Origin of the sequence: Legionella jamestowniensis (assembly GCF_001467745.1) — a bacterium.
Lineage (GTDB): Bacteria > Pseudomonadota > Gammaproteobacteria > Legionellales > Legionellaceae > Tatlockia > Tatlockia jamestowniensis.
The window spans coordinates 2,101,569-2,124,310 of record NZ_LNYG01000013.1 but is presented as its reverse complement, the minus strand read 5'-3'; the positions used below and the strand labels follow the sequence as shown (position 1 = coordinate 2,124,310).

Genomic DNA, 22,742 nt, shown 5'->3' with positions numbered 1-22,742 from the left:
CGGCGGCTTGCAGCCGGGAAAACTTCTATTTTAACTCCCCTAACTCTGAAAGGTCATAATTTAAATTGGCGATATCCCGGTTGCAAGCAATCCGGGCTACTTGCCTTTAAAGACAGTATCTACACTCTATTAATGTTTAAATTTTGCAATAAATTTGCTATCTTTAACTTTTTCCCTTAGCTTTAATTATGGCCACTATTGCTGAACGAGTGCATTATCTTAAAGACTTAATCAACTCAACAGCCCACCATTATCAGCGCTCCCCACAAGAAATCTTGTTGCTGGCCGTCAGCAAAGGTCACTCAGCAGAAGCCATTCAAGAAGCATACGACGCGGGTTTAAGGCATTTTGGGGAAAATCACTACCAGGAAGCTTGTCAAAAAATCCAGACTCTTTATTCTCTGGCTATTTGCTGGCATTTTATAGGGCCCATTCAAAGTAATAAAACCAAAGGCATTGCTCAACACTTTAATTGGGTTCATAGTTTAAGTCGCGAAGAAATCGCTCGCTTGCTTAATAAACATCGGCCAGACCATCTACCCCCTTTAAATGTATGTGTGCAAATTAATCTTGATAACGAACCTACAAAGTCAGGGGTAAGTAGTGAGCACGCCATAGAATTTGCTGAATTGGTTAGTCAATTTCCTAAATTAAAGTTGCGCGGTTTAATGACCATTCCCATGCTCCATCATGAGGAACAGCAACAATACGAAAGCCTGTTACGATTAAAAAATTTGCTTAATACCCTTAACAAAAAGCTTAATTTAAGCATGGATACACTGTCTATGGGTATGAGCGAGGATTTAATAGCGGCCATTCGAGCAGGCAGTACCATTGTACGCATTGGTCGAGCATTATTCGGCGAACGATAAAATTTAGAATTAGCAAAGGAACATTATGAAAATAAGTTTTATAGGCTTTGGCAATATGGCTCAAGCCATTGCCAAAGGCCTTGTAGCGAATAAACGTTATCACATTTTGGCAGCTGCCCCTTCCCTTTCAAATGGAATGGATGAAGAAGGGATAATTACGTCTTCATCCAATCTGGAAATAATTCGCAATGCGGAAGTCATTATTTTAGCCGTTAAACCGGATAAAGCTGAGATAGTATTGCAGGAAATAGGTCCATCCCTACCAGTCCACAGTTTACTTATTTCAATTGCTGCGGGGGTTAAATTGCACTCTTTAGAAAAACATTGTCGAAAAGGGCAAGCTATTATTCGTTGCATGCCCAATTTAGCAATTTCCATTGGTAAAGGGGCCACTCCGCTAATTGCTAATTCCAACAGCAATTCTCAGCACAAACAATGGGCTACAGAGCTTTTTGAAAATTTGGCGCTTATTCATTGGACAACCAATGAAAATGACCTAAACGCTTTTACGGCCCTATCAGGTAGCGGCCCTGCCTATGTTTTCCTTTTAATGGAAGCAATGATTGAGGCTGCTAAAAAGTTAGGGCTTGATGAAGAGGTCGCTAGAGCATTCACGCTACAAACTGTCAATGGGGCACTAGGTTTGGCGGAAAACAATAACAATATCAGTCGCTTGAGACAACAAGTAACATCACCCGGCGGCACAACAGCAGCAGCCCTTGAGATTTTGCAAACCCATAATTTTCAGAAGCTAATCCATGAGGCGATGGATGCTGCTGCCAAACGTGCTGAAATGTTAAGTTCTTAACTCATTATACGTGAAGACTAGAACGAACTTTACTTAAATCTCAAGCAAAATTAATTTTATCCTAAGTAAAAAATAAGAATACTTGGCTATTGCCTAAAGATTACATTTATAATACCTAATAATTTTTTCTAAAGTAGTTAATTTTCGAGAGTAATATGTCAGGATTAATCGCTATCGCTTATTTTTTAATTAAATTAGGTTTTAATTTAATACTATTTGCATTGTTTATACGCGCTGCGCTACGGTATTTTCAGGTCAGTACCCTTCACCCCGTCGGGCAATTGGTTTATCAGTTGACTAATCCCATCGTACATCCTATTGAGCGTTTAATATATTCAGGTAAAACACCTTTAAACCGTTATGATTGGATAACCCTAGGCCTCATCGTGATTATTGATTTGCTCAAATTCTTGGTTCTTGGTCTTCTTTTTTATAATATTTTATTACCGGTGCTTTATTTAATCCTATTTACCATTGCTGATTTAATTACTTTAGTCTGTGAGCTGTTATTTTTTATGATTCTTATCAGGGTGATTATCAGTTGGATTAATCCTACACGGCAGCACCCTGTTTTGGATATTATAAGATTAATCACCGAACCTTTATTGGAATTAGGACGCTATCTCATTCCCAATATTTCCGGTTTTGATTTTTCACCGATTATTATAATGATATTTTTGAAAATTATTGCTTTGTTTATGGCTGCAATACTCCCTTTTAATATGTAAGCAAAATTGATGTTAGAGAGCTATACTTGAAGCAATATTAAAACCCAATGGAACAAATCTTATGAACAGACATTGGACTGTATTCCTTGGTATTGCCTCAATGAGCTTTTCTGCCAATATTTTTGCCATTCAGTCGATGTATTGCCCACAAAATCACGGTTATATTAACATCGGCATGTCCGCTGATCAGGTACTTTCCGCCTGTGGTCAACCTTTAAGCAAACTACAGTCCGACACCCCAGTGATGCAGAAGGTTCCTGTCCTCCAGCTTATTTATAACAATCAAGGTTCTCACACCGCCTTCTATGGTGTTTGGTCTTTGCCCGTGGGCGTCAATAGTGGCGCTCAACTCGAGGTGGATATTATTGATAACAAGGTCAGTTCGGTGCGCGTTAATGGTACGCAAAGTAATGCTTTTTCTATTTGTGGTGGCTCGATGGTACAAATAGGTGACCCTGTGGGAAAGGTTTACGGCGCCTGTGGCAATCCATCCATCGTTAATAATACATTTATAAATCAACCCATTCAAAGTAATCAGAAACCTGAAATTTGGGTCTTTCAAACTGATAAATTTCAAACACCATTCCGCTTGACTTTTGTTAACGGCAAATTACAATCCATCGATTAAATTTATTGTCTGGAAATTTTTCATGAGTGAAACAATCGATGATTTAACCATTGCCTATAGTGAAAATGGGGTAGAAACAGTCAAAGAATTGGACAAACATGTGTTGTCAAAAGGGGCATGGACAACCATACTATTCCGCTATCAAGACTGGGACAATGCCAAACAAGATTTTGGTCCCGTCAAATATTCAATACGACGCTACCAAAAGAAAAATAATCAATATTGGATGAAATCAAAATTTAATATTTCCAGCGATGATCAAGCACGTAAAATCATAGAAGTTCTTTCTGGATGGATAAATGCTGAAAAATAAAAAAAGAATTTACTAATTGCAACTGTCCGCGCTGAAAACAGCTTGGGTATTTGAGCAATAAACTTGTCCTTTGGGACCGGAGGTGCGCGCTTCGTTTCCAAACATCGTCCCGCCAAGATAGCCAAGAAAGGAAGGCAAAAATAGTAATATTATTGCAATACAAGCCTGTCCAAGTGGCTGTCCAATGGTTACCTGAGTTGGATTGTCTTTATGTTGTTTAAATTTCATAATGGCAACAATCGAAAAGGCCAAACCACCTAGATAGCTAAGTGCTGTTATTAGTTTGGCAAGACTTGTAAAGGAATCCGTTATATTGGTAGAGATATTACCGAATGTTTGAGGTGCTGCAATTGCCCCCCATAATTCAGGAAAAACTAATAGTATGAAAAAAATACCTGATTTCAATTGGTGCAATTTTTATCCTTGTATCTATTTTATATTATCTATTTAACTATATAGTAAATAATCACATCTATTTGAATAATTTTAAGTCTTTTTTTGAATCCTTCTGCAAACTCCATTATAATTTTATTTCTTAAATTCTGACATTCACTTCCATGAACTATCGTATATTTTTTTTTCTACTGCCCCCCATGGCGGTGTTTTTGCTGGGTTATACCTTTTCTACCCCTAGCCATCAATTGCATGGAAGGGTCACTGAACCCAAACCTGTTCCAGTAGAAACCGCAGTTGTAATCGAGAAAACTCTGGCCGACCAATTCGAAACCATAGGAAGCCTTGCAAGTACCGATAATATTGATATTAGTTCGGAATTGTCAGGCCAAATTGCTGCCATTTATTTTAAACCTGGAACCCTTGTTAAAAAAGGGACTTTACTTATTCAGCTCGATGCCACGGTTTTAAAAAGCGAGTTAGCCAGCGCTAACGCCAATTTGGCGTTAAGTGAAACCAGCTATGAGCGTACCCGTGAGCTTACTAAACGAAAACTCGCCTCAGAGCAAGCACTGGATCAAGCATTGGCCGATTTGCAAGAAAAACAAAACACAGTAAAAGCTAAAAAAGCCCAGCTTGAAAAGCTGAGTTTGAGGGCTCCTTTTACGGGCACTCTCGGTTCAAGGCAGGTAAGTATTGGTCAGTATGTAAGAGTTGGCCAACCACTGGTGCGACTTGTAGCCAACCAAAAATTACGTGTCGAATATACGTTACCAGAACGCTATTTACCCAGTGTACAAGTTGGACAACAGGTTACTATAGTATCAGATGCCTATCCTAACCAAATATATAAAGGGTATGTCAATTATATCGATCCCGCTATTGACAAAGAAACCAGAACTATCGCCATTGAAGCACTCATTGATAACTCTAACAATTTACTGTCCGCAGGTTTATTTGTTCGCGTTAACCATGAATTTGATAATAAAAGAAAACGTCTTTTAGTGCCTGAGGAAAGTTTAATACCCACCATCAGCGGTCAAAAGATTTTTGTTTTGCGTAATGATAAAGCCGTGGCTGTACGGGTTAAAACAGGGGCACACCATGGAGCGATGACAGAAATTAACAGTGGTTTGAGTGTTGATGATATTGTGATTGTTCGCGGTCAACACAAACTAAGGGAAGGCAGCCATGTTATTGATATTCATCAAGGGTAGAAACCAATTGTGATTTTTTCAGAACTTTGTATTAAACGCCCTGTCTTTACGATTGTTTTATCGCTGTTACTGGTAATTACAGGACTCTTGCATTATCAAAAATTAGTAATCAGACATTTACCCAACATCGATAAGCCTGTTATCCACATTGCTACCGAGTATGAAGGGGCAAGTCCTGAGCTTGTCGAAAAAGAAATTACCATTCCAATAGAAAATACATTATCAGGCATTTCTGGCATTGATACATTGCGCTCTACAAGTATGTTAGGTAAGAGTCGCATTAACATTGATTTTCAACTTGGGGTAGACATTAATGAAGCAATTAATGATATACGCAACAAATTATCGGCATTACAAACAAAACTGCCCAAGGAAAGTCGCCCACCAACTGTCAGTAAAAACGACGCGGAAGCAAGTCCAGTATTAATGTTAGGATTCCATGACGATACCAAGTCCCCATTAGAAATTACTGACTACGTAAACCGCTTTATTAAACCCGTTTTACAAGAAGTCAAAGGCGTTGGCGAAGTCGTCTACCACGGCAGCCGCGATTACGCCGTTAAAATTGCCTTAGACCCTGTCAAAATGGCAGCCTATCAAGTAACAGTAGCCCAAATAAAGAAAGCGCTCACTCAACAAAATATTGATGTCCCAAGTGGCCAAATAAAAAGCAGCAATCGCTATTACACCGTGGTGACCCATGCCCGCTTGCAAGATGCCAAACATTTTGCCCAATTAATCGTTGCTCAATCTAACAAACAACAAATTCATTTAGGCGATGTAGCCACCATAACGGTTGGAAGTGAGAACGAAGATAATTTATTACGCATCAATGGAAAACCGGCGGTGGGGCTTGCCATACTTGCCCAATCTACAGCAAATCCTGTCGATGTCGCAGCCAGGGTAAAAAAGACCATTGCTTCTTTGCAACAATCTTTACCACCTCATTTTAAAATTCAAGTAGTTTTTGATTCGACATTATTTATTAAACATTCTATTCGCGAAGTTTATAAGACATTTCTTGAAGCGGTTTTATTTGTAGCACTCGTCGTTTTCATGTTTATAGGAAATTTACGCGCTGCTACCATCCCCATCATTACCATCCCTATTTGTCTTATCAGTGCTTTTTGGCCAATGTACTTACTAGGATTTGAGCTTAATATAATCACTTTATTAGCGATGGTATTGGCGATTGGTTTGGTCGTCGATGATGCCATTGTCGTTTTGGAAAATTGTCATCGCCATATGCAAAATGGCTTAAATGCCAAGGCAGCAGCTATCAAGGGAAGTAAAGAAATTGTTTTTGTCATTTTAGCGATGACCATTACCTTGGCTGCAGTTTATGCCCCTATGGGATTTGTTACAGGCTTTACCGGAAAGCTTTTTTTACAATTCGGAATTACCTTGGCAGTCAGTGTGCTGATTTCTGGACTTATCGCCTTGAGTCTCTCCCCGATGATGTGCTCAAAATTATTAACTTCTAAAGAAGGACGCTATAGTCATTGGCTAAATTTGAAATTTAATGAACTTAGTTCTCGTTATGTTCAGAGCCTACACTGGATGTTAAAACATCCCTTCATTTTAAGTTTCGGTTTACTCAGTTGCTGCCTGATTGGTTTTTTGTGTTACGGACAACTCGGTGCTGAATTAGCTCCAGGAGAAGATCAAGGTTACATTATTGGTTCCCTTGCTTCCCCTACCAATGCAAGTACTCATTATACCGATCACTACACGCGTGAATTAGAAGCTATTTATGAAAAAATTCCTGAAAAAACGACCTACCTCAGTTCAGTCAGACCCACCTCGGCATTTACTTTATTGAAGTTAGCGTCTTGGGGCGATCGCGATCGTAGCCAAAAAGAGATTAGTAACGAGCTGAGTGAGAATATGCAAAAAATTACCGGCGTCAATGTATTTCCGGTAAGCCCAAACCCTCTAGGCCAGCGAGCAGGAAACAGCCAATTCAGTGTAGCCCTTTTAGGGAATACCTCTTATTTGAGACTTAATGAGATAAGCAGTGACCTTGTTAAACTGCTGGATGATTATCCAGGCTTAAGACACATAAGAAATACCTTAGCCCTTGACAGTGAGCAAATTGACATTGAAATTGATCGCCAACTGGCAGCAGACCTGGATGTGAATCTAGCGGACGTCGCTGAGCTCTTGTCTACTATGTTAGGCGGTAGCAACCCTGTCAATTTCACCTATGAAGGACAGGCTTATAAAGTTATTCTGCAAGTACAACAGGCTGAACGCCGAGATATAGCCGTACTTAATAAACTGTATGTACAAAGCGGTCGAGGAAGGATGATTCCTTTATCAACTTTAATCAACATAACCAATAACATCGGTCCAGACAGTTTGCCACACTTAAACCGGATGCGCAGTGCTATTATCAGCGCTGAGCTCGCACCAGAAGCACACATGGATAAAGTAGTGAAAGATGTAAAAAAAATACTGCGCGAAAAACTTCCTGATGATATCCAGTATCGTTTTACCGGTACCGTAAAAGATTATTTAGAATCCGCAGGTAGCAGTCTTTATGCCTTTTTACTTGCACTACTTTTTATATACTTGGTTCTTGCAGCGCAATTTGAAAGTTTTATTGACCCACTAATCGTTCTTTTAAGTGTTCCTCTAAGTTTGGTGGGGGCAGTACTTACACTGTTTTTATTTCATCAAAGCTTATCCTTATACAGTAGTATCGGCATGCTTACACTCATAGGCCTTGTGACCAAACATGGAATTATGATTACCGAATTTGCAAATCAACAAATTAATGCGGGCAAAGAACGTATTGCAGCGGTTCTTGAAAGCGCCCGTATTCGTTTGAGACCAATTCTTATGACCACCTTGGCAATGATTCTTGGGGCATTTCCCTTGGCCATAGCAACCGGTGCGGGTAGTGAAAGTCGACAACAGTTAGGCTTGGTTATTATTGGTGGCATGCTGGTAGGAACGTTATTCTCCTTATATGTTGTTCCATTTGCTTACTTAGCTATTTCCAAACGTCAAGTTAAACCCCTAGCCATGGACAACATAAAAGAATTAAGTATTAAAACTAACTTGCTGTAACCGCAAAGATAAAAAACTAAAACCATTGGGATTTAAAGTCCCTATAAATTTCCGTTGCTTTTAATCCAAAAGATCGCTATGTTATGTCTTTCGTTTTAGCTTGAAGGTTAGTCCTCTATGCACGAAACGCCCGACTTTCTGGATTTCTCTCAACTATCCTCAGAAGAGATTTCCCGCCTGCTTGAAACCTACTCAATCCGTTTAACCCCTAATGAAGCCCTGACCATTCAAAACAATCTGTTAAAACGCCCCCCTACTTATGCCGAATGTGTCCTATGGTCCATACAGGGTTCCGAGCACTGTTCTTACAAAAGTAGTCGCAAACATCTCGCACGTTTTAATACCCAAGCACCACACGTTATTCTGGGGCCAAAAGAAGATGCTGGAATTGTTGCTGTGGCCACTGACAATCAGGGAAATCGTTACGGTATTGTTGTTAGTCATGAATCCCACAACCACCCTTCGCAACTCGTCCCTTATGAAGGTGCAGCCACTGGCGTTGGCGGTAATGTGCGCGACGTCTGTTGCATGGGTGCTGAAGTCATTGCCGTAGCTGACTCCTTACGTTTTGGGGATATTAAACTCGCCAAAACCAAATGGCTTCATGAAGGAGTTGTGAGGGGTATAGGCGGCTATGCCAATCCTTTAGGCATTCCCAATCTTGCAGGCGATACTTATTATGATGAAGCTTACAATGAAAATTGCCTGGTAACTGTGGTAACGCTTGGCATACTTCGCGAAGACCACATTATCCATTCTTATGCTCCTCCCAATGCTACAAATTACAAATTTATTTTAATTGGCAAACCTACAGACAACAGTGGTTTTGGTGGTGCAGCATTTGCCTCTTCAGACTTAGGCGAAAATGAGCAGGAAATGAATAAAGGGGCCGTTCAGGAACCCAATGCTTTTTTACAGCGGCATTTACTTAAAGCCAATTATGCTTTTTTTGAGTTTTTACGTGAACGACATTTAATCGATAAAGTAGGCTTTAAGGATTTAGGGGCTGGCGGAATTGCATGTGCCAGCGTCGAATTGGCAGAGGCAGGAGGATACGGCGCTGAGATTGATTTAGAGTTAGTCCCTACCAGTATGCCCAACCTTCCCCCAGCAGTAATTCTTTGTTCCGAAACTCAAGAGCGCTTCATGTGGATAGTTCCAGAAAACCTCGTTGATGCTGTTTTAAACCATTATAACCAACGCTTTGCCCTGCCTGAGATTTGTGAAGGTGCAGGAGCGACAGTTATCGGCCAATTACGATCGGATGGTCAATATGTAGTCAATTTCCATGGGAAGCAAATTGTTTTAGCCCGTGCCAAGGATATTACCCAAGGGATTATTTATGAACGCCCCTCATACCGTCAAAAACAAATCAACATGGAACCTCCTGCTCCTTTTTTTATTAACGATTTTAATCAAATTTTACTGACACTATTGGCTCATGAAAACATCGCTTCCCGGGCACCTATTTATGAAACTTATGACAAACAGGTACAAGGTCGGAGCCTTATAGAACCCGGTTGGGCTGACGCAGGCCTCCTCACTCCGTTCAATGAAGAAAAATACCCTAAAGAAATACGCAATACAGCGATTGCATTATCCATTGACCACAATCCGCGCTATTGCAAAATTGATGCGTATTGGGGAGCCGTGAATGCTGTTTTGGAGGCAGTTCGCAATGTTGTCGCCACAGGAGCGTGGCCCGTGGCCCTAACCGATTGCCTTTGCTTTGGAAATCCTGAAAATCCTGTTCGCATGGCAGAGTTTATTGATGCCATTGAAGGCATTGTAGATGCTTGCAAAGCAGTAAAAATGTTGCAAGATAGTAATACCACACTGCCCATTATTTCAGGAAATGTATCCCTGTATAATGAGTCCTCTGAAGGCTCGATACCTCCAAGCCCCATTATTAGCTGTTTGGGAGCGATGCCCGATTTCTCCAAAGCCATTACCTACGATTTTAAAAAACCACATTCGGTATTGTTGCTACTTGGGGAGCGAAAAGATGAGTGTGGGGGTAGTGTCTACTACCAGCTTCATAACGAATTAGGTGGCCAATTACCGCGACCTGATTTAACCACTTTTAGTAGAGAAATTACGGCCGTCCATATGGCCATCCAGCAAAACCTGGTACTTTCAGCACATGATATTTCCGAAGGAGGTATTGCTGTAGCGTTAGCAGAAATGAGTTTTAAAAATCATATCGGAGTTAATGTATCTATTCCTGGTTCACTCGCTGACGATAAAAAATTATTTTCTGAAAGTGGCGGTTTCATACTTGAAGTCTCACCAGATAATGTAAACCAAATTAAACAGACTTTTAGTACCCTTTCGGTTCCCTTCACCATGATTGGAGAAACCACAGCCGAGCCAATTTTAAACATCAATAGTGTCATAAATTTAGCGACCCATGTGGCAAAAACTGCTTGGGAAAATGGGCTACTAGGGAGATTAGTATAATGTCGAGTATTGATTACAAGGCTGCAGGGGTCGATATTGAAGCAGGGAATGAAACCGTTCGTCGTATCAAGCAAGTGGTAGAAACCACGTTTTCACCACAGGTTCTTACCCCCATTGGTGGCTTTGGAGCCATGTATGATTTGCAATCCATCATGGCCGATTATAAGCATCCTGTCCTCGTTCAAAGTATTGACGGTGTGGGAACTAAAATGATTGTCGCCAATATGATGCAAAAATTTGACACGATTGGCATTGATTTGGTAAGCGCAACTGTGAATGACATTCTGGTGTTAGGTGCCAAGCCACTTACTCTTTTAGATTACATCGCCAATGACCGTCTAAAACCTGGAACTATTGAACAAATTATTCGAGGGATGGTGGTTGCTTGTCGTGAAAGCAATATTTCCTTAGTTGGCGGGGAAATTGCAGAAATGCCAGGCATTTATTTTCCTGGTGAACTTGATTTAGTCGGTGTCATTACTGGCATTGTTGAGAAAGAAAAAGCAATTTTGGGACAAACTATAGTTCCGGGTGACATTGTTGCCGCTTTTCCCTCGAGCGGCTTACACACCAATGGGTATTCCTTAGCGCGTAAATTACTTTTTGACGTCGAAGGTTATCATGTGAACTCAAGATTCCAGGATCTTTCGCACTCTATTGGGGAAGAGTTATTACTCCCTCATATCAATTACAGCAAACCTATTTTAAATCTTCTTGAAAAAAATATTCCTATCAAAGGCATGGCCCATATTACCGGCGGTGGTTTATTAGACAACATCCCGCGAATCCTACCTCAAGGTTGCTCGGCAGAAATTAAAAAAGGGAAATTACCAGAATATCCAATTTTTAATTTGCTGCGTAAACTTGGCAATTTAGAGGATGAACAGATGTATCGCACCTTTAATATGGGGGCAGGCCTGGTATTATTTTTCGCCCCTGAGGAGCTTTCTTCCATTCAAGAAGCACTGCTACCCTTCCCTGATTTTCCTCTTTATGAAATAGGGCGCGTTACGGCCAGTGAAAATAAAAAGGTAATTTTGCTATGATACGTATTGGCTTAATCCAGTTTCCAGGATCAAATTGCGAACGTGAAACCGCCTTAGCTGTAAAACGAGCAGGGATGGAGCCAGTAGAATTTTTATGGAATGAAGCACTTCAAAAACTACAACATTTCGATGGCTTCATTTTAGTGGGCGGGTTTTCCTATGAAGATCGTTCGCGTGCCGGTATTATTGCTGCGCTTGATCCAGTGATGCAAACAATCAAAGAACAAGGAACACAAGGAAAGCCCATATTAGGAATCTGTAACGGCGCCCAAATTCTTGTTGAAGCAGGCTTAGTTCCTAATCTGACTAACCACCCCTCAGGATTGACCCTCACGGAAAATAAACGTTTATTCGACGAAAAAATTCTGGGTACGGGTTTTTATAACGCCTGGATTAACATGCGTTTGTCTGATACTCATCAAACCAATGCCTTTACTCGTTATCTTTCCCCTCAGCAAATCATCCAATTACCGATTGCCCACGGCGAAGGCCGGTTTGTTATGCCAGACTCAACCCTGAAAGAGCTAATAAAAAAAGGCTTAAACCTGTTTCAATACTGTGATGATAAGGGTCAAATTATTGATAACTTTCCGATTAATCCGAATGGTTCCATCGCAAATATTGCAGCGGTATCTAATGAAGCGGGTAACATCTTGGCGATGATGCCCCATCCGGAGCGGACAACCAATGGTGATCCTTTATTTCGTTCTATGCATGACTACATCAAAGAAGGGAAAAGGGGGCAGTTCTACGTCACTGCAACTATCTCCAGCCGAATGATCCCTCAATCATTTTCTATCCCTTCAAATCGTTATGAATGTTTAACCCAATTAATTATTACCGACAATCACGCGCTTACCGTAGAAAAAACATTAAGAAAAATGGGATTGCCTGTTGCAGTAAAACGCTTTAAACACTGGGAAATTGAATGTGACTCCGAGGTAACCTTTAATAAAATCAAAGGTTCTGGTGTTTTATATTGTGAAAGAAAGGAAAAGGAAGTATTGCGATCTGAAATAGGAAGGGAGCAGGCATGTTCTTATCTTGTCAGCGCAAAAGAGGATTTAATCGGTCAACATACTTTAGAAACACTCAACACACATTACGCCATTCCATTTAAGAACATTAAGCACGGCATTATTTGGCAGTTTGAAAGTGATGACGGTAATACTACCGAACTCATGGAGACTATCTTTTCAACCAATATTATGGGTAACCAATATGCACACGAATGCTTCCAATATAGTAACTCGGCAACAACTTCAAAGAGCGATCCCCTTTTGTTTAAAGCAAACCAATTTGCCCATTAATCACCGGGCAGAAGGAAAAGTAAGGGATTATTATGATTTAGGCGAGCATATTATGCTCGTAACAACCGATAGATTAACGGCTTTTGACCGCCCTCTCGCCCTTATTCCTTACAAAGGGCAAGTACTAAATTTAACAAGCGCCTGGTGGTTTGAACAAACAGCAAAAATAGTTCCTAACCACTTGGTAACTATTCCTGATCCAAATGTCATTATTGCCAAAAAATGCACTGTTTTTCCCATCGAGTTTGTCGTTAGAGGTTATATTACTGGTAGCACCAGCACTTCCCTTTGGACGCAATATAACCAAGGTAGTCGTGAATACTGCGGCTTGACTTTTCCAGAAGGGCTTAAAAAAAATCAAAAACTCCCTTACCCGGTACTCACACCTACCACGAAAGAAAAAATTCATGATCGCCCTATTTCCCCACAAAATATCATTGCTGAAGGTTGGATGACAGAAGAAGACTGGCTGCAAGCCAGTGCCCTGGCATTACGCTTGTATCAGGCAGGAGTCGAAATCGCTGAAAAACATGGATTAATTTTGGTGGATACCAAATATGAATTTGGGCGGGATAGTTCAGGTAATATTGTTGTCGTTGATGAAATCCATACACCGGACTCCAGTCGCTACTGGTTAGCAGACAGTTATCAAGCACGAATGGCCGAAGGGTTAGAGCCTGAGAATATTGATAAAGAATTTTTGCGTTTATGGTTTTCTAAAAATTGTGATCCTTATCAGGATGAAGTACTGCCTAAGGCACCCGAGTCTTTAATTACCGAACTTGCTTCACGCTATATCCAGCTCTATGAAATGATTACAGGAACAGCTTTTCATTTTTTAGAACACAAAGAACCGGCTGAAGAACGAATTTTACGAAATATAGCAACATACTTAAGGTAGAACATTATGTGCGGCATCGTCGGTATTTATAGTCACCAACCCGTCGCATCAGAACTTCACGATAGTTTAATTCATCTGCAACATCGTGGGCAGGATGCAGCAGGTATATTGACCTGTAATCAACGCTTCTATTCCAAAAGCGGTTTGGGGCTCGTGCAAGAGATTTTTACTCCTGAGAATATTGCAGCACTTAAGGGTAATATAGGGATTGCCCACACACGCTATCCAACTGCGGGAGGCTATACGGAGTCTGAGGTTCAGCCGCTGTGGATTGGCAGTCCGCGAGGTATTGCTTTGGCACATAACGGCAATTTATTCAATTATCTTGAATTAGCGGATGATATACGCCTTAAGCAGCATCGCCATTTAAACTCAACCCTTGATTCCGAAGTTTTATTATTAAAACTGGCTGATGAACTCTCTTCCTTTTCATATGAAGAGTCCGATAGTAAATTTTTTGACATACTGTGCCAGGCTGTCGGACATGTTTTCAACTGCGTCCAGGGTGCTTATTCTGTTGTTAGCGTGGTTATTGGCAAAGGACTGTTGGCCTTCCGAGATCCCTTTGGCATTCGCCCCTTAGTATGGGGAACCCGTGAAAATACAGATGGCACTGTGGATACTATATTCGCCTCAGAAACGACACCCTTTTATGCGCTGGGCTTTACTCCCCAAGGTGACATACAGCCTGGTGAAATAGCCTATGTAAGCCAATCTGGTCAGCTTTTTCGTCGAATTGTTAAAGCCGAGCAATTCAGGCCCTGTGTCTTTGAATATGTTTATTTCGCCCGCCCAGATGCAACCTTGGATAATATCAGTGTTTATCGTGCAAGACTCAGGATGGGCCAGAACCTTGCTCGAGCCTGGAAGAAAAAATATCCCGACTTAACGCCAGACGTTGTTATTCCAGTCCCCTTTACCGCAAATACTGCAGCCCTTTCTTTCGCTCATGAATTAGGCGTTCGATATTCTGAAGGGTTGTATAAAAATCCCTTTATTGGCCGCACTTTCATCATGCCCAATCAGAAAGAACGCAAGCGCAGCATTCGTTATAAACTTACTCCTCAGCGCACAGAAATTAAAAATAAAACTGTATTAATTGTCGATGACAGCATTGTACGAGGCACCACGTCTCGGGAAATTATAAAAATGGTCAGAGAATTTGGTGCTAAAAGCATTTATTTTGTTTCAACCTGCCCTGCTATAAAACATCCTTGCTTCAACGGCATTGATATTCCGTCACGAAAAGAACTCGTTGCAGCCAATCAGGGTGAGGACCACATCGCACATTACTTAGGTGCTGATGTTTTGTTGTATCAAACCGAAGAGGATTTGGTTGAGGCAGTTACACGTCGTGGCCGACCGGCAATAAAAAAGCCGTGTATGTCTTGTATGGATGGTGATTATTTCTGTCATGCTATGACACCATCCAAAATAACGAGATGGGAGGAAGAACGGCAGTTTAATCGATCAATCACTGATAACATTTGTGAGACTTCATCATGAGAATTCTTGTCATCGGTTCGGGAGCCCGGGAGCATGCAATATTACGAGCGTTAGCGCGCTCCTCACAAAAGGTAGAACTGTATTGTTACGGAAATTTTATTAACCCTGGCATAAAGCAGTTAACGCTTGATTATGTGCAAGCGGACATTACCCAATGTCCGGCAATTGTTACCCAAGCCAAAAAGTGGCAAATTGCATTAACGATTATTGGACCTGAAGCGCCGCTTGAAAAAGGTTTGGCGGATGCCCTCTGGGCAGAAAATATTCCAACTATCGGCCCTAGAAAAAACCTGGCAAAAATTGAAACAAGCAAACATTTTGCACGGCAATTGATGCATAAATATCATATTCCCGGCTCTCCAAAATGGCAGCAATTTGACAAAGCAGATAACGTCCTACCCTTTCTTAAGGAATTGGGGGAAAATAATTACGTGATAAAAGCGGATGGTTTGATGGGTGGAAAAGGTGTTAAAGTCGCAGGCGAACATCTGCACTCGTTTGATGATGCTTTGGCTTACTGTCAGGAGATTTTTGCAAAAGGCCAATCTCTCATTATTGAAGAAAAATTAATTGGCCAAGAATTTTCTTTCATGTGCTTTGCTGATGGCGAACGCCTCATTCCCATGCCACTAGTTCAGGATCATAAAAGAGCCCACAATGGGGATCAAGGACCAAACACGGGGGGAATGGGAAGTTACAGCGACAGCAACCACAGCCTTCCCTTTTTAACCCGCAACGATGTCGATTCTGCTTTTGCTATCAATGAGGCTGTTTTTCATGCATTAATTACAGAATGTCGTGAAAAATATATTGGTATTTTGTATGGAAGCTTTATGGCCACTAAAAATGGGGTTTATGTCATAGAGTTTAATGCACGTTTTGGCGATCCTGAAGCCTTAAACGTCTTAGCCATTTTAAAATCCGACTTTGTCGAGCTTTGTAGGGCCATGGTCAATGGCAATTTAGGTGAGAATCAGGTGGTATTTTATCCTCAAGCGACGGTTTGCAAGTATGTGGTTCCCGAAGGGTATCCTGACGCACCCGCGAAAAATTTCGCCATCAATTTCAATAAGATCACTGCATCTGACCATTTATATTTAGCTGCTGTAAATCAGGTAGAAGAGCAAATTATTGCCACGGGAGCAAGAACTGCAGCTTACGTTGGTGTAGCAAATACAATTTTTGCAGCAGAAAAACTTGCTGAAGATGCCATATCGCTTATTGAGGGTCCTTTATTTCATCGTGAAGATATAGGTACAGCATCTTTAATTCAACACCGGATTGATGCCATGGAGAGGATACGTCAATGCTACGTCTAGGAATATTAGGCTCAACACGAGGCACTAATCTCACTACGCTCATTGATGCCATTCATAACGAAGAATTGGATGCATCGATTGAAGTGGTCATCAGCAATAAAATTGATGCTCCCATTTTAGAGCGCGCAACCAATTTGGGCATTAAATCGTTGTTTGCCAATCCCGCTGACTTAAGTCGACAATCTTTTGATTTTTATTTATCCAATTTACTGAAGCAACATCATGTTGAACTGGTTGTTTTAATGGGCTACATGCGCATTTTATCACCGCACTTTGTTTTAAACTGGAATAATAAAATAATTAATATCCATCCGTCGCTTTTACCGGAATTCTCAGGCTTAATGGATTTAAAAGTACATCAGGCAGTACTTGATGCAGCAGCAACCGTCACAGGTTGTTCCGTGCATTTTGTCACTGAAGAAGTAGACGCAGGGCCATTAATTTTACAAAAAAAATGTCCTGTACTGCACGGCGATACCGCTGAAACCTTGAAGTCTCGTGTTCAACAGCTTGAAGGACAAGCTCTTGTTGAAGCCATCAAAAAATTATCTGAACTGGAAGTTATTTTATAGGGGTTATAATGATGTCAAAAGCACTTGTTTCTGTATTAATGGGTTCAAAATCGGATTGGGCAATTATGGAAGCAGCCAGCCTTGTTCTTGATGAGTTGGAGATTCCCCATCAGGTACGAGCATTATCTGCACACCGCACACCCGATGCTCTATTTTCCTATTTAACCTCTGCCCAAGAGGCAGGTGTTGAAGTCTTTATCGCAGCTGCGGGAGGCGCCGCACACCTACCTGGTATAGTTGCTGCAAAAACGCTGTTACCCGTATTAGGAGTCCCCATGCCTTCTTCTACCTTTACAGATGGCTTGGATGCACTGCTCTCCATTGTCCAAATGCCAGCAGGCATCCCCGTGGGAACATTGGCAGTAGGTAAAGCAGGTGCTATAAACGCAGCAATTCTTGCCGCAACGATTCTTGGCAATAAATATCCGGACTATCGTATGGCCGTGCGAAAATACCGTAATAAACAAGCGGAGAAGGTATTGGAAAATGCGGCAATTAAGGGTTGATAGCTTCTTGTCCTTAACTTAAAAAATGAAAATCATATCAAACCATTGCCATTGTGGGCATGGATCAAAAGTGAGCATTTTCTTATGCGAGACATACTAGTTAAACTATGTTTTGAGTATGATGAAATAATTAAGTGCCATTAATGCCAAACAAAACTTCGCAAGGCCAATTATTGGAATAGAAGCAGTATAATATACATTCATTCACGTGGAAAAACAGACTTCTTCAACGTTGATAATTGGATGGCTTCCCGCCTGCGCGGGAATGACGTTTCATGATTACCAAAAATATATCCTATTCGACAATGGATTTGCTGGCGAACTAATCAAACACTGCTAAACCTTTACCCAATTCGCATCGAATTTGATAATTACTCACTTTCTTATAGTTCTCGGCCTTCATGATGGTGATGTCGAGTAAGGCCTGTCCATCATCTTGCAAATTATATTTACTGAAGGTAAAACTAGGTTTATTGGGTAATGAAGGCTCGTTTAAAGAAAAATGAGTGTCTGAGGCAGTAATGCGTTTTTCACCAATAAGCATCACAGCATTGGGTTTAATGGCTGTAACAATATCTGGTAAATTAACTTCCGAACTACAATTTTTGAGTGTCCAAACAAAGGTTAATTGTTTACCACTTCCCACAGCAGTAGCCACCTCTGAAAAGGAGCTTAACTCTCCAGCATAACTTCCAACACTTAGCATAGCGCATACAGCAATAAAAAATTTCTTCATTGTTATCCTCTTCCTAAAACAATCCTTCTTGAATTACTCTGCAGTATTGCAGCGTTCATATTGTAATGTTACCTGGGCAAAAATCTCTAAATTATCAGTCTCTTTATTTATCTGCTACACTTATTTATTCGACCATTAGATAAGGGACTATCTATGCGTAATGTTCTATACTTCATCCTCTTTTTATTGCCTTCTCTTTGTCTTGCAGAGCAAGTGCGCGAAATTGCCATCACTATTGATGACTTGCCATTGGTGGGTGCGCGTATGGACACACCAGGGAATCAACAACGCGCCACAGAGCGCTTTGCAAGGATTATGAAAGCACTCACCGATTATAATGTACCTGCAACTGGTTTTGTGATCGCAGGTTCTATCGCAAAAGGACAAATGGCTTTTTTGGAACAATTTCGTCAAGCTGGATTTATGTTGGGTAATCACACTTACTCGCATTACAATTTAAATCAAATGAGTGCTGAGAAATACATTACCGATGTTGATCGAGCTGATAAAAAGTTGACCTCTGTATTAACTGAGCCTAAATATTTTCGTTATCCCTATTTGGCTGAGGGAAGCAATCAAAAAAAACAAAAAGTGCTGGATTACCTGGCAGCTCATAACTACATCATTGCACCTGTCACCGTAGATAGTCTGGACTTTCGTTTCAATGAAAAAATCTACAAGGTTCCCTATCGTCAGCGCGAAAATTATATTAAGAAGCTTAAATCGCAATATCTTGCTTTCATTTGGAAACAAACCTTACGTGCGGAAAAACGAGCAAAAGGAAAGCCGGTTAGACAAATTTTATTAATTCATGCAAATATTCTAAACAGTTATGTGTTGGCTGATATTTTGCAAATGTACAAGGACAATGGCTACAAATTTATAAGCTTAGCAGAGGCTCTTGAAAATCCTGCTCCTGCCATTGCGTTTCCTGATGCTCCCCAGAAGGGACAACAGACAGAGGAAGATGTTTTTTCCACATGGGAAGATGACGACTGGTCTGCCTGATGCAGATCAGGCTTACCGAAGATTAGGATGAATTTAAGGTATTGTAAGGGTATTTTCTTCTTTTAAAACTGAAGCCAAGTCACTTCTAACCTGATTGTTTTTATCAAGCCATCCAAGTTGCTTCATAACGAGTTGGCTGCGTTTCCCAGAACCTTCTTTTGATAAACCTTGGGCATGCTTGACCAATTCATGCAAGTCGGCTTCAGATTTAACATGGCTCTTAGCAAACAATGAATATAAGCCACACCAGGCTCCTTTGTCAGCAGACAGTTGCTTGTTGTATTGTGAAAAAAAGGTGTTTTTTAATTGACCAACTTTTTCTTGTACTTCAATTTTGCGTCGCTCTTCGACAAAAGCGCCCTTTTCCGGTCCTAGCTTACTATGTAGGAACTGACTTATATTTGAATTCCCGCATCGGTTAGATGCATCAAGAATAGTATCAATCAATCCTTCCGTTAATTGTTCCATTGGGCGTGCTTCATAGTATCGTTGTACTAACTCTAAGTTATTGGTTGAAATTGCACTGGTCAGTAGTTTAGTAAAATTTTTGTTGCCCACATTAGCAAGGTTTATTTTATTCGAAAGATGATGCAAGTAGTTCACTGCTTGAGTTCTTGCATGCTCTAATGCCTCTTTTAACAGAGCTGAATGATCAATAGCCTTTAAGATATCTTCTTGCAATTCTCCAACAAAAGTGAAGGAATTGGCAGGTATCCTGGACTTTAAACTATAAAGAATCTCTAAAATAGAACAAGCTACTGTGTTGGCCAGACAATATAAAGAATAGTTTTCTCTATTACTGTAGGAACGGGGACCTTTCCTTAATTCGCTTAGACTTGGAACTAGTGGGATAAAAGGAAATGCGTTGGTGTCTGCAACCACATCCCAGAACATATACCTAACAGTAGGTACAGGTGATGATAATTCAAAGCAGATATGTTCGCTGTCATCCGTACTCTGGATTGCAGTGATTGGTAAAGAAAATGTATAAGCAGTGGCATATTCTTTTATAATTTTTTGGAACATCTCTTGGACATAAGCTTCTTCTTTGAATCTCGCCCTTAGTGCCATAAAATCAGGAGCCTTTCCACAGACCTTCTCATCTCCTTTAGGATTATAAATTACCAGGGATTCATCCTGGCAGAGAGTTTGAAAATCCTTCGTTAAAAGCGCCTTTATAGTATAAGAAGGTTGTTCAGGCGAGTTAATTTCCAAATCCACTAATTCAAATTGCTGGGTTTTCAAACCCACCAAAGTCATTTCATCCAAAATATTCTTTTCAAGTTCAATTTTAAAATTCCAGTCTGCCTCACTGAAATATTTATGAGGGATGAAAAAACAAAAATTTTTGCCTTTAATTTTATAGACGTGTTTTTCAGACCCCCCACCAATGCGCTCCCAATCTGAAAATTGATAAGTTTCACCTTTAATTGTCAAAGTAGCTTTTTTATCGTAATAAAAACGTCTCAACCATTCTCGCATAGTAAGCTTGAAGTTTATGAAAAATAAAATTTTACCATACAAGACACATTATGCTCAAATTATTTACAATAATATCAGAAGTTAAGGCTCTTTTGCTGAGCCTATTTCCGATTTTATTAACAAGTTTTGTGAATCTACAAATAGCAGCCAATGCCATCAAATCCAATGATGTCACAGTGCTTCAATAGGGTGTGATCAAGTATATAGCTAGCTGCTCCGTAACTAACCTTGATAGTTCCTGATTTAGATTGGCTTATTACAGGCTGTGCATAGGTAGATTTAGGCGAACATGTTGCGTTAATTCGATGCCATTCTACTTTGCCAATTTTTAAAGTCGCTTCTTTAGACTGATAAGTATTTTTACCACAAAGCGTTAATTTGAGATCTTTAATTTTTGGCACTGTAAGAATCACATCATAATTAGCCTGTGTAGCCTTAATGGCATTGTCTGCATCCAAAATTCCGTGTCCACAAGGTTTTCTTCCTTTACAGGAATTATTTTCATCATTGCTTTGCCCAAAATCGTGTGTAGTGGCATAAAGTATTTGTTCCACCTTTTCAGGTTTGATAGCTCCATCACTCACGGCAAAAACAAGTCCTGCAACACCTGCTACATGAGGAGAGGCCATGCTGGTTCCTTGATAAAAATCAAAGCCTGAATGCTGATAGCCTCCACCTGGATTAACGGTGGATAAGATACCTCCTTTCCTACCATAACGTAAGTCACCTCCAGGTGCCGCAAGTGTAACGCTGGGGCCATAATTCGAGTAATAAGAGCGAAGCCCTGCAGGACCCGTTGCAGCAACTTTAATGGTACTGTTGCACACTGCAGGTGCATTGTAATGTTCCCATTGATTATCATTGCCTGCGGCGACCACTATAACAGCCCCTTTTTTACGCGCATAAAAAATTGCTTCCTGCAAGGCTTCATCGCAATGATCAATTTCTTTACCTGGGTGTGCATCGACACCAAAACTCATGTTAAGTACTTTTGCCGGATAAGAGTTTGTTGGTATACCGGGGACTTCGCCACCAACAGCCCAATAAATAGCATTAATCACCTGACTTTCATAAAACATTCCAGAGGCATCAGGAATTTTTAGTGGTAATATTTTTAAATCTTCTCCCATGCCCATCATGATTTCGCCATATCCTGCAATGGTACCAGCGACATGAGTCCCGTGGTAAGATTCTGTTTCATCGCTTAAATTTCGATTATTCCCTGCAAAGTTCCAACCCCACACCTTCCCATCTTTGTCTTTAACAAGATTATTTACCAGACTTGGATTGATAGCTATACCCGTATCAAGTACCGCAACAACAATTGGCTTTGAAGCGTGTCCTGTAGTATAAGCCCAAGCTCCATCACGACGTCCTGATGCCGATTCAAGCATCACGCCTGCGGGCGGAGAAAACTCATCCCACTGAGAATCGTGAGATAACAAATTGTTAGCCAAAGAAGAAGGGGAAGATTGATGCTTCAAAAAGGGTAAAGGTTTAAAGTGCCCCACCCTATCTTCTACCGCATAAGCAATGTTTGGATTTTGTCTTAACTTGACCAGCACTTTTTGTAGCAAATTGTCCTTTTTGTTGTTTAAATGCTTGGTTTTATACACGAGAGAATAAGCTTCTCCTGCCATTGGTGTTAAAGCGTGAACAGGCAGATGAACCGTATTAGCCAGCTCTGTTTTTAAAGCAGCGAATGCCGTGGGTTTTTCTTTATATTTGATAATAAGGTGTATATTGTCACTGGCTATTGCTGTGGCTGCACACATAAGCAGTGTGAGACCCGCACATCCTTGTTGATAAACCATGCATCTCTCCTTTGCAATGAATTTTCAAGAATAGTATGCAGAAGAAAA

The 22,742-nt window shown here is 40.6% G+C and carries 20 protein-coding genes; 16 read left to right on the top strand and 4 right to left on the bottom strand.

Going from position 1 to position 22,742, the window contains the following annotated elements; genetic code table 11:
* Positions 1 to 188: 188 nt before the first annotated feature.
* From Ljam_RS13815 to Ljam_RS13795, 5 genes are all read left to right on the top strand, one after another.
* The gene (locus tag Ljam_RS13815; protein ID WP_058450573.1) at positions 189 to 872 is read left to right on the top strand and encodes a YggS family pyridoxal phosphate-dependent enzyme; all 684 of its coding nucleotides are present in this window, start codon (positions 189 to 191) and stop codon (positions 870 to 872) included.
* A gap of 25 nt (positions 873 to 897) precedes the next feature.
* Entirely contained in the window at positions 898 to 1,680 is a 783-nt protein-coding gene (proC, locus tag Ljam_RS13810) for a pyrroline-5-carboxylate reductase (protein ID WP_058450572.1), read from the top strand.
* Positions 1,681 to 1,835: 155 nt separating this feature from the next.
* Entirely contained in the window at positions 1,836 to 2,408 is a 573-nt protein-coding gene (locus tag Ljam_RS13805) for a YggT family protein (RefSeq protein ID WP_058450571.1), read from the top strand.
* Positions 2,409 to 2,469: 61 nt separating this feature from the next.
* The gene (locus Ljam_RS13800) at positions 2,470 to 3,036 is read left to right on the top strand and encodes a DUF2845 domain-containing protein (RefSeq protein WP_058450570.1); all 567 of its coding nucleotides are present in this window, start codon (positions 2,470 to 2,472) and stop codon (positions 3,034 to 3,036) included.
* Positions 3,037 to 3,058: 22 nt separating this feature from the next.
* A complete protein-coding gene (locus tag Ljam_RS13795) occupies positions 3,059 to 3,349 on the top strand; it encodes a hypothetical protein (protein WP_058450569.1) in 291 nt (96 codons plus the stop codon).
* Positions 3,350 to 3,361: 12 nt separating this feature from the next.
* Here Ljam_RS13795 and Ljam_RS13790 read toward each other — a convergent pair whose 3' ends face one another.
* Complete coding sequence (locus Ljam_RS13790) at positions 3,362 to 3,754, bottom strand: type IV secretion protein IcmD (protein WP_420795621.1); 393 nt, start codon at positions 3,752 to 3,754, stop codon at positions 3,362 to 3,364.
* Positions 3,755 to 3,906: 152 nt separating this feature from the next.
* Between Ljam_RS13790 and Ljam_RS13785 the strand changes: the two genes are divergently transcribed.
* From Ljam_RS13785 to purE, 10 genes are all read left to right on the top strand, one after another.
* Positions 3,907 to 4,959, top strand: coding sequence for an efflux RND transporter periplasmic adaptor subunit (locus tag Ljam_RS13785; RefSeq protein ID WP_082651630.1), 1,053 nt, complete (start codon positions 3,907 to 3,909; stop codon positions 4,957 to 4,959).
* Positions 4,960 to 4,968: 9 nt separating this feature from the next.
* A complete protein-coding gene (locus Ljam_RS13780; protein ID WP_058450566.1) occupies positions 4,969 to 8,034 on the top strand; it encodes an efflux RND transporter permease subunit in 3,066 nt (1,021 codons plus the stop codon).
* A 117-nt stretch (positions 8,035 to 8,151) separates the two neighbouring features.
* Positions 8,152 to 10,494: a phosphoribosylformylglycinamidine synthase subunit PurL gene (purL, locus tag Ljam_RS13775; RefSeq protein ID WP_058450565.1), complete on the top strand. Its 2,343-nt coding sequence runs from the start codon at positions 8,152 to 8,154 to the stop codon at positions 10,492 to 10,494.
* Entirely contained in the window at positions 10,494 to 11,540 is a 1,047-nt protein-coding gene (purM, locus tag Ljam_RS13770; RefSeq protein WP_058450564.1) for a phosphoribosylformylglycinamidine cyclo-ligase, read from the top strand. Before purL ends, purM begins: the two co-directional genes overlap by 1 nt.
* Positions 11,537 to 12,850, top strand: coding sequence for a phosphoribosylformylglycinamidine synthase I (gene purQ, locus Ljam_RS13765; protein WP_058450563.1), 1,314 nt, complete (start codon positions 11,537 to 11,539; stop codon positions 12,848 to 12,850). Before purM ends, purQ begins: the two co-directional genes overlap by 4 nt.
* Positions 12,762 to 13,751, top strand: coding sequence for a phosphoribosylaminoimidazolesuccinocarboxamide synthase (locus Ljam_RS13760; RefSeq protein WP_058450562.1), 990 nt, complete (start codon positions 12,762 to 12,764; stop codon positions 13,749 to 13,751). The genes purQ and Ljam_RS13760 overlap by 89 nt, the downstream gene beginning before the upstream one ends.
* A gap of 6 nt (positions 13,752 to 13,757) precedes the next feature.
* Positions 13,758 to 15,257 (top strand): amidophosphoribosyltransferase, encoded by a 1,500-nt coding sequence (gene purF, locus Ljam_RS13755; RefSeq protein WP_058450561.1) that lies wholly within the window; start codon positions 13,758 to 13,760, stop codon positions 15,255 to 15,257.
* Entirely contained in the window at positions 15,254 to 16,576 is a 1,323-nt protein-coding gene (purD, locus tag Ljam_RS13750; RefSeq protein WP_058450560.1) for a phosphoribosylamine--glycine ligase, read from the top strand. Before purF ends, purD begins: the two co-directional genes overlap by 4 nt.
* Entirely contained in the window at positions 16,564 to 17,148 is a 585-nt protein-coding gene (gene purN / locus Ljam_RS13745) for a phosphoribosylglycinamide formyltransferase (RefSeq protein WP_058450559.1), read from the top strand. Before purD ends, purN begins: the two co-directional genes overlap by 13 nt.
* 11 nt (positions 17,149 to 17,159) lie before the next feature.
* A complete protein-coding gene (purE, locus tag Ljam_RS13740; RefSeq protein WP_058450838.1) occupies positions 17,160 to 17,654 on the top strand; it encodes a 5-(carboxyamino)imidazole ribonucleotide mutase in 495 nt (164 codons plus the stop codon).
* 322 nt (positions 17,655 to 17,976) lie between these two features.
* On the opposite strand, the gene Ljam_RS13735 is transcribed toward purE, so the two are convergent.
* Positions 17,977 to 18,390 carry a VirK family protein gene (locus Ljam_RS13735; protein WP_058450558.1) on the bottom strand — a complete coding sequence of 138 codons (414 nt, stop codon included), beginning with the start codon at positions 18,388 to 18,390 and terminating at the stop codon, positions 17,977 to 17,979.
* A gap of 153 nt (positions 18,391 to 18,543) precedes the next feature.
* Here Ljam_RS13735 and Ljam_RS13730 point away from each other — a divergent pair, with 153 nt between their 5' ends.
* A complete protein-coding gene (locus tag Ljam_RS13730) occupies positions 18,544 to 19,398 on the top strand; it encodes a polysaccharide deacetylase family protein (protein WP_058450557.1) in 855 nt (284 codons plus the stop codon).
* A 33-nt stretch (positions 19,399 to 19,431) separates the two neighbouring features.
* On the opposite strand, the gene Ljam_RS13725 is transcribed toward Ljam_RS13730, so the two are convergent.
* A complete protein-coding gene (locus tag Ljam_RS13725) occupies positions 19,432 to 20,880 on the bottom strand; it encodes a hypothetical protein (protein ID WP_058450556.1) in 1,449 nt (482 codons plus the stop codon).
* A 134-nt stretch (positions 20,881 to 21,014) separates the two neighbouring features.
* Positions 21,015 to 22,694: a S8 family peptidase gene (locus Ljam_RS13720; RefSeq protein WP_058450555.1), complete on the bottom strand. Its 1,680-nt coding sequence runs from the start codon at positions 22,692 to 22,694 to the stop codon at positions 21,015 to 21,017.
* Positions 22,695 to 22,742: the final 48 nt, after the last annotated feature.

Bases quoted from the DNA above. Each gene is read 5' to 3' on its own strand.
- Ljam_RS13730 (WP_058450557.1), top strand. From the start codon at position 18,544: ATGCGTAATGTTCTATACTTCATCCTCTTTTTATTGCCTTCTCTTTGT.
- Ljam_RS13720 (WP_058450555.1), bottom strand. From the start codon at position 22,694: ATGGTTTATCAACAAGGATGTGCGGGTCTCACACTGCTTATGTGTGCA.
- proC (WP_058450572.1), top strand. From the start codon at position 898: ATGAAAATAAGTTTTATAGGCTTTGGCAATATGGCTCAAGCCATTGCC.
- purQ (WP_058450563.1), top strand. From the start codon at position 11,537: ATGATACGTATTGGCTTAATCCAGTTTCCAGGATCAAATTGCGAACGT.
- Ljam_RS13795 (WP_058450569.1), top strand. From the start codon at position 3,059: ATGAGTGAAACAATCGATGATTTAACCATTGCCTATAGTGAAAATGGG.
- Ljam_RS13800 (WP_058450570.1), top strand. From the start codon at position 2,470: ATGAACAGACATTGGACTGTATTCCTTGGTATTGCCTCAATGAGCTTT.
- Ljam_RS13815 (WP_058450573.1), top strand. From the start codon at position 189: ATGGCCACTATTGCTGAACGAGTGCATTATCTTAAAGACTTAATCAAC.
- purN (WP_058450559.1), top strand. From the start codon at position 16,564: ATGCTACGTCTAGGAATATTAGGCTCAACACGAGGCACTAATCTCACT.
- purL (WP_058450565.1), top strand. From the start codon at position 8,152: ATGCACGAAACGCCCGACTTTCTGGATTTCTCTCAACTATCCTCAGAA.
- Ljam_RS13805 (WP_058450571.1), top strand. From the start codon at position 1,836: ATGTCAGGATTAATCGCTATCGCTTATTTTTTAATTAAATTAGGTTTT.
- Ljam_RS13785 (WP_082651630.1), top strand. From the start codon at position 3,907: ATGAACTATCGTATATTTTTTTTTCTACTGCCCCCCATGGCGGTGTTT.
- purE (WP_058450838.1), top strand. From the start codon at position 17,160: ATGTCAAAAGCACTTGTTTCTGTATTAATGGGTTCAAAATCGGATTGG.
- Ljam_RS13725 (WP_058450556.1), bottom strand. From the start codon at position 20,880: ATGCGAGAATGGTTGAGACGTTTTTATTACGATAAAAAAGCTACTTTG.
- purM (WP_058450564.1), top strand. From the start codon at position 10,494: ATGTCGAGTATTGATTACAAGGCTGCAGGGGTCGATATTGAAGCAGGG.
- Ljam_RS13760 (WP_058450562.1), top strand. From the start codon at position 12,762: ATGCACACGAATGCTTCCAATATAGTAACTCGGCAACAACTTCAAAGA.
- purF (WP_058450561.1), top strand. From the start codon at position 13,758: ATGTGCGGCATCGTCGGTATTTATAGTCACCAACCCGTCGCATCAGAA.
- purD (WP_058450560.1), top strand. From the start codon at position 15,254: ATGAGAATTCTTGTCATCGGTTCGGGAGCCCGGGAGCATGCAATATTA.
- Ljam_RS13735 (WP_058450558.1), bottom strand. From the start codon at position 18,390: ATGAAGAAATTTTTTATTGCTGTATGCGCTATGCTAAGTGTTGGAAGT.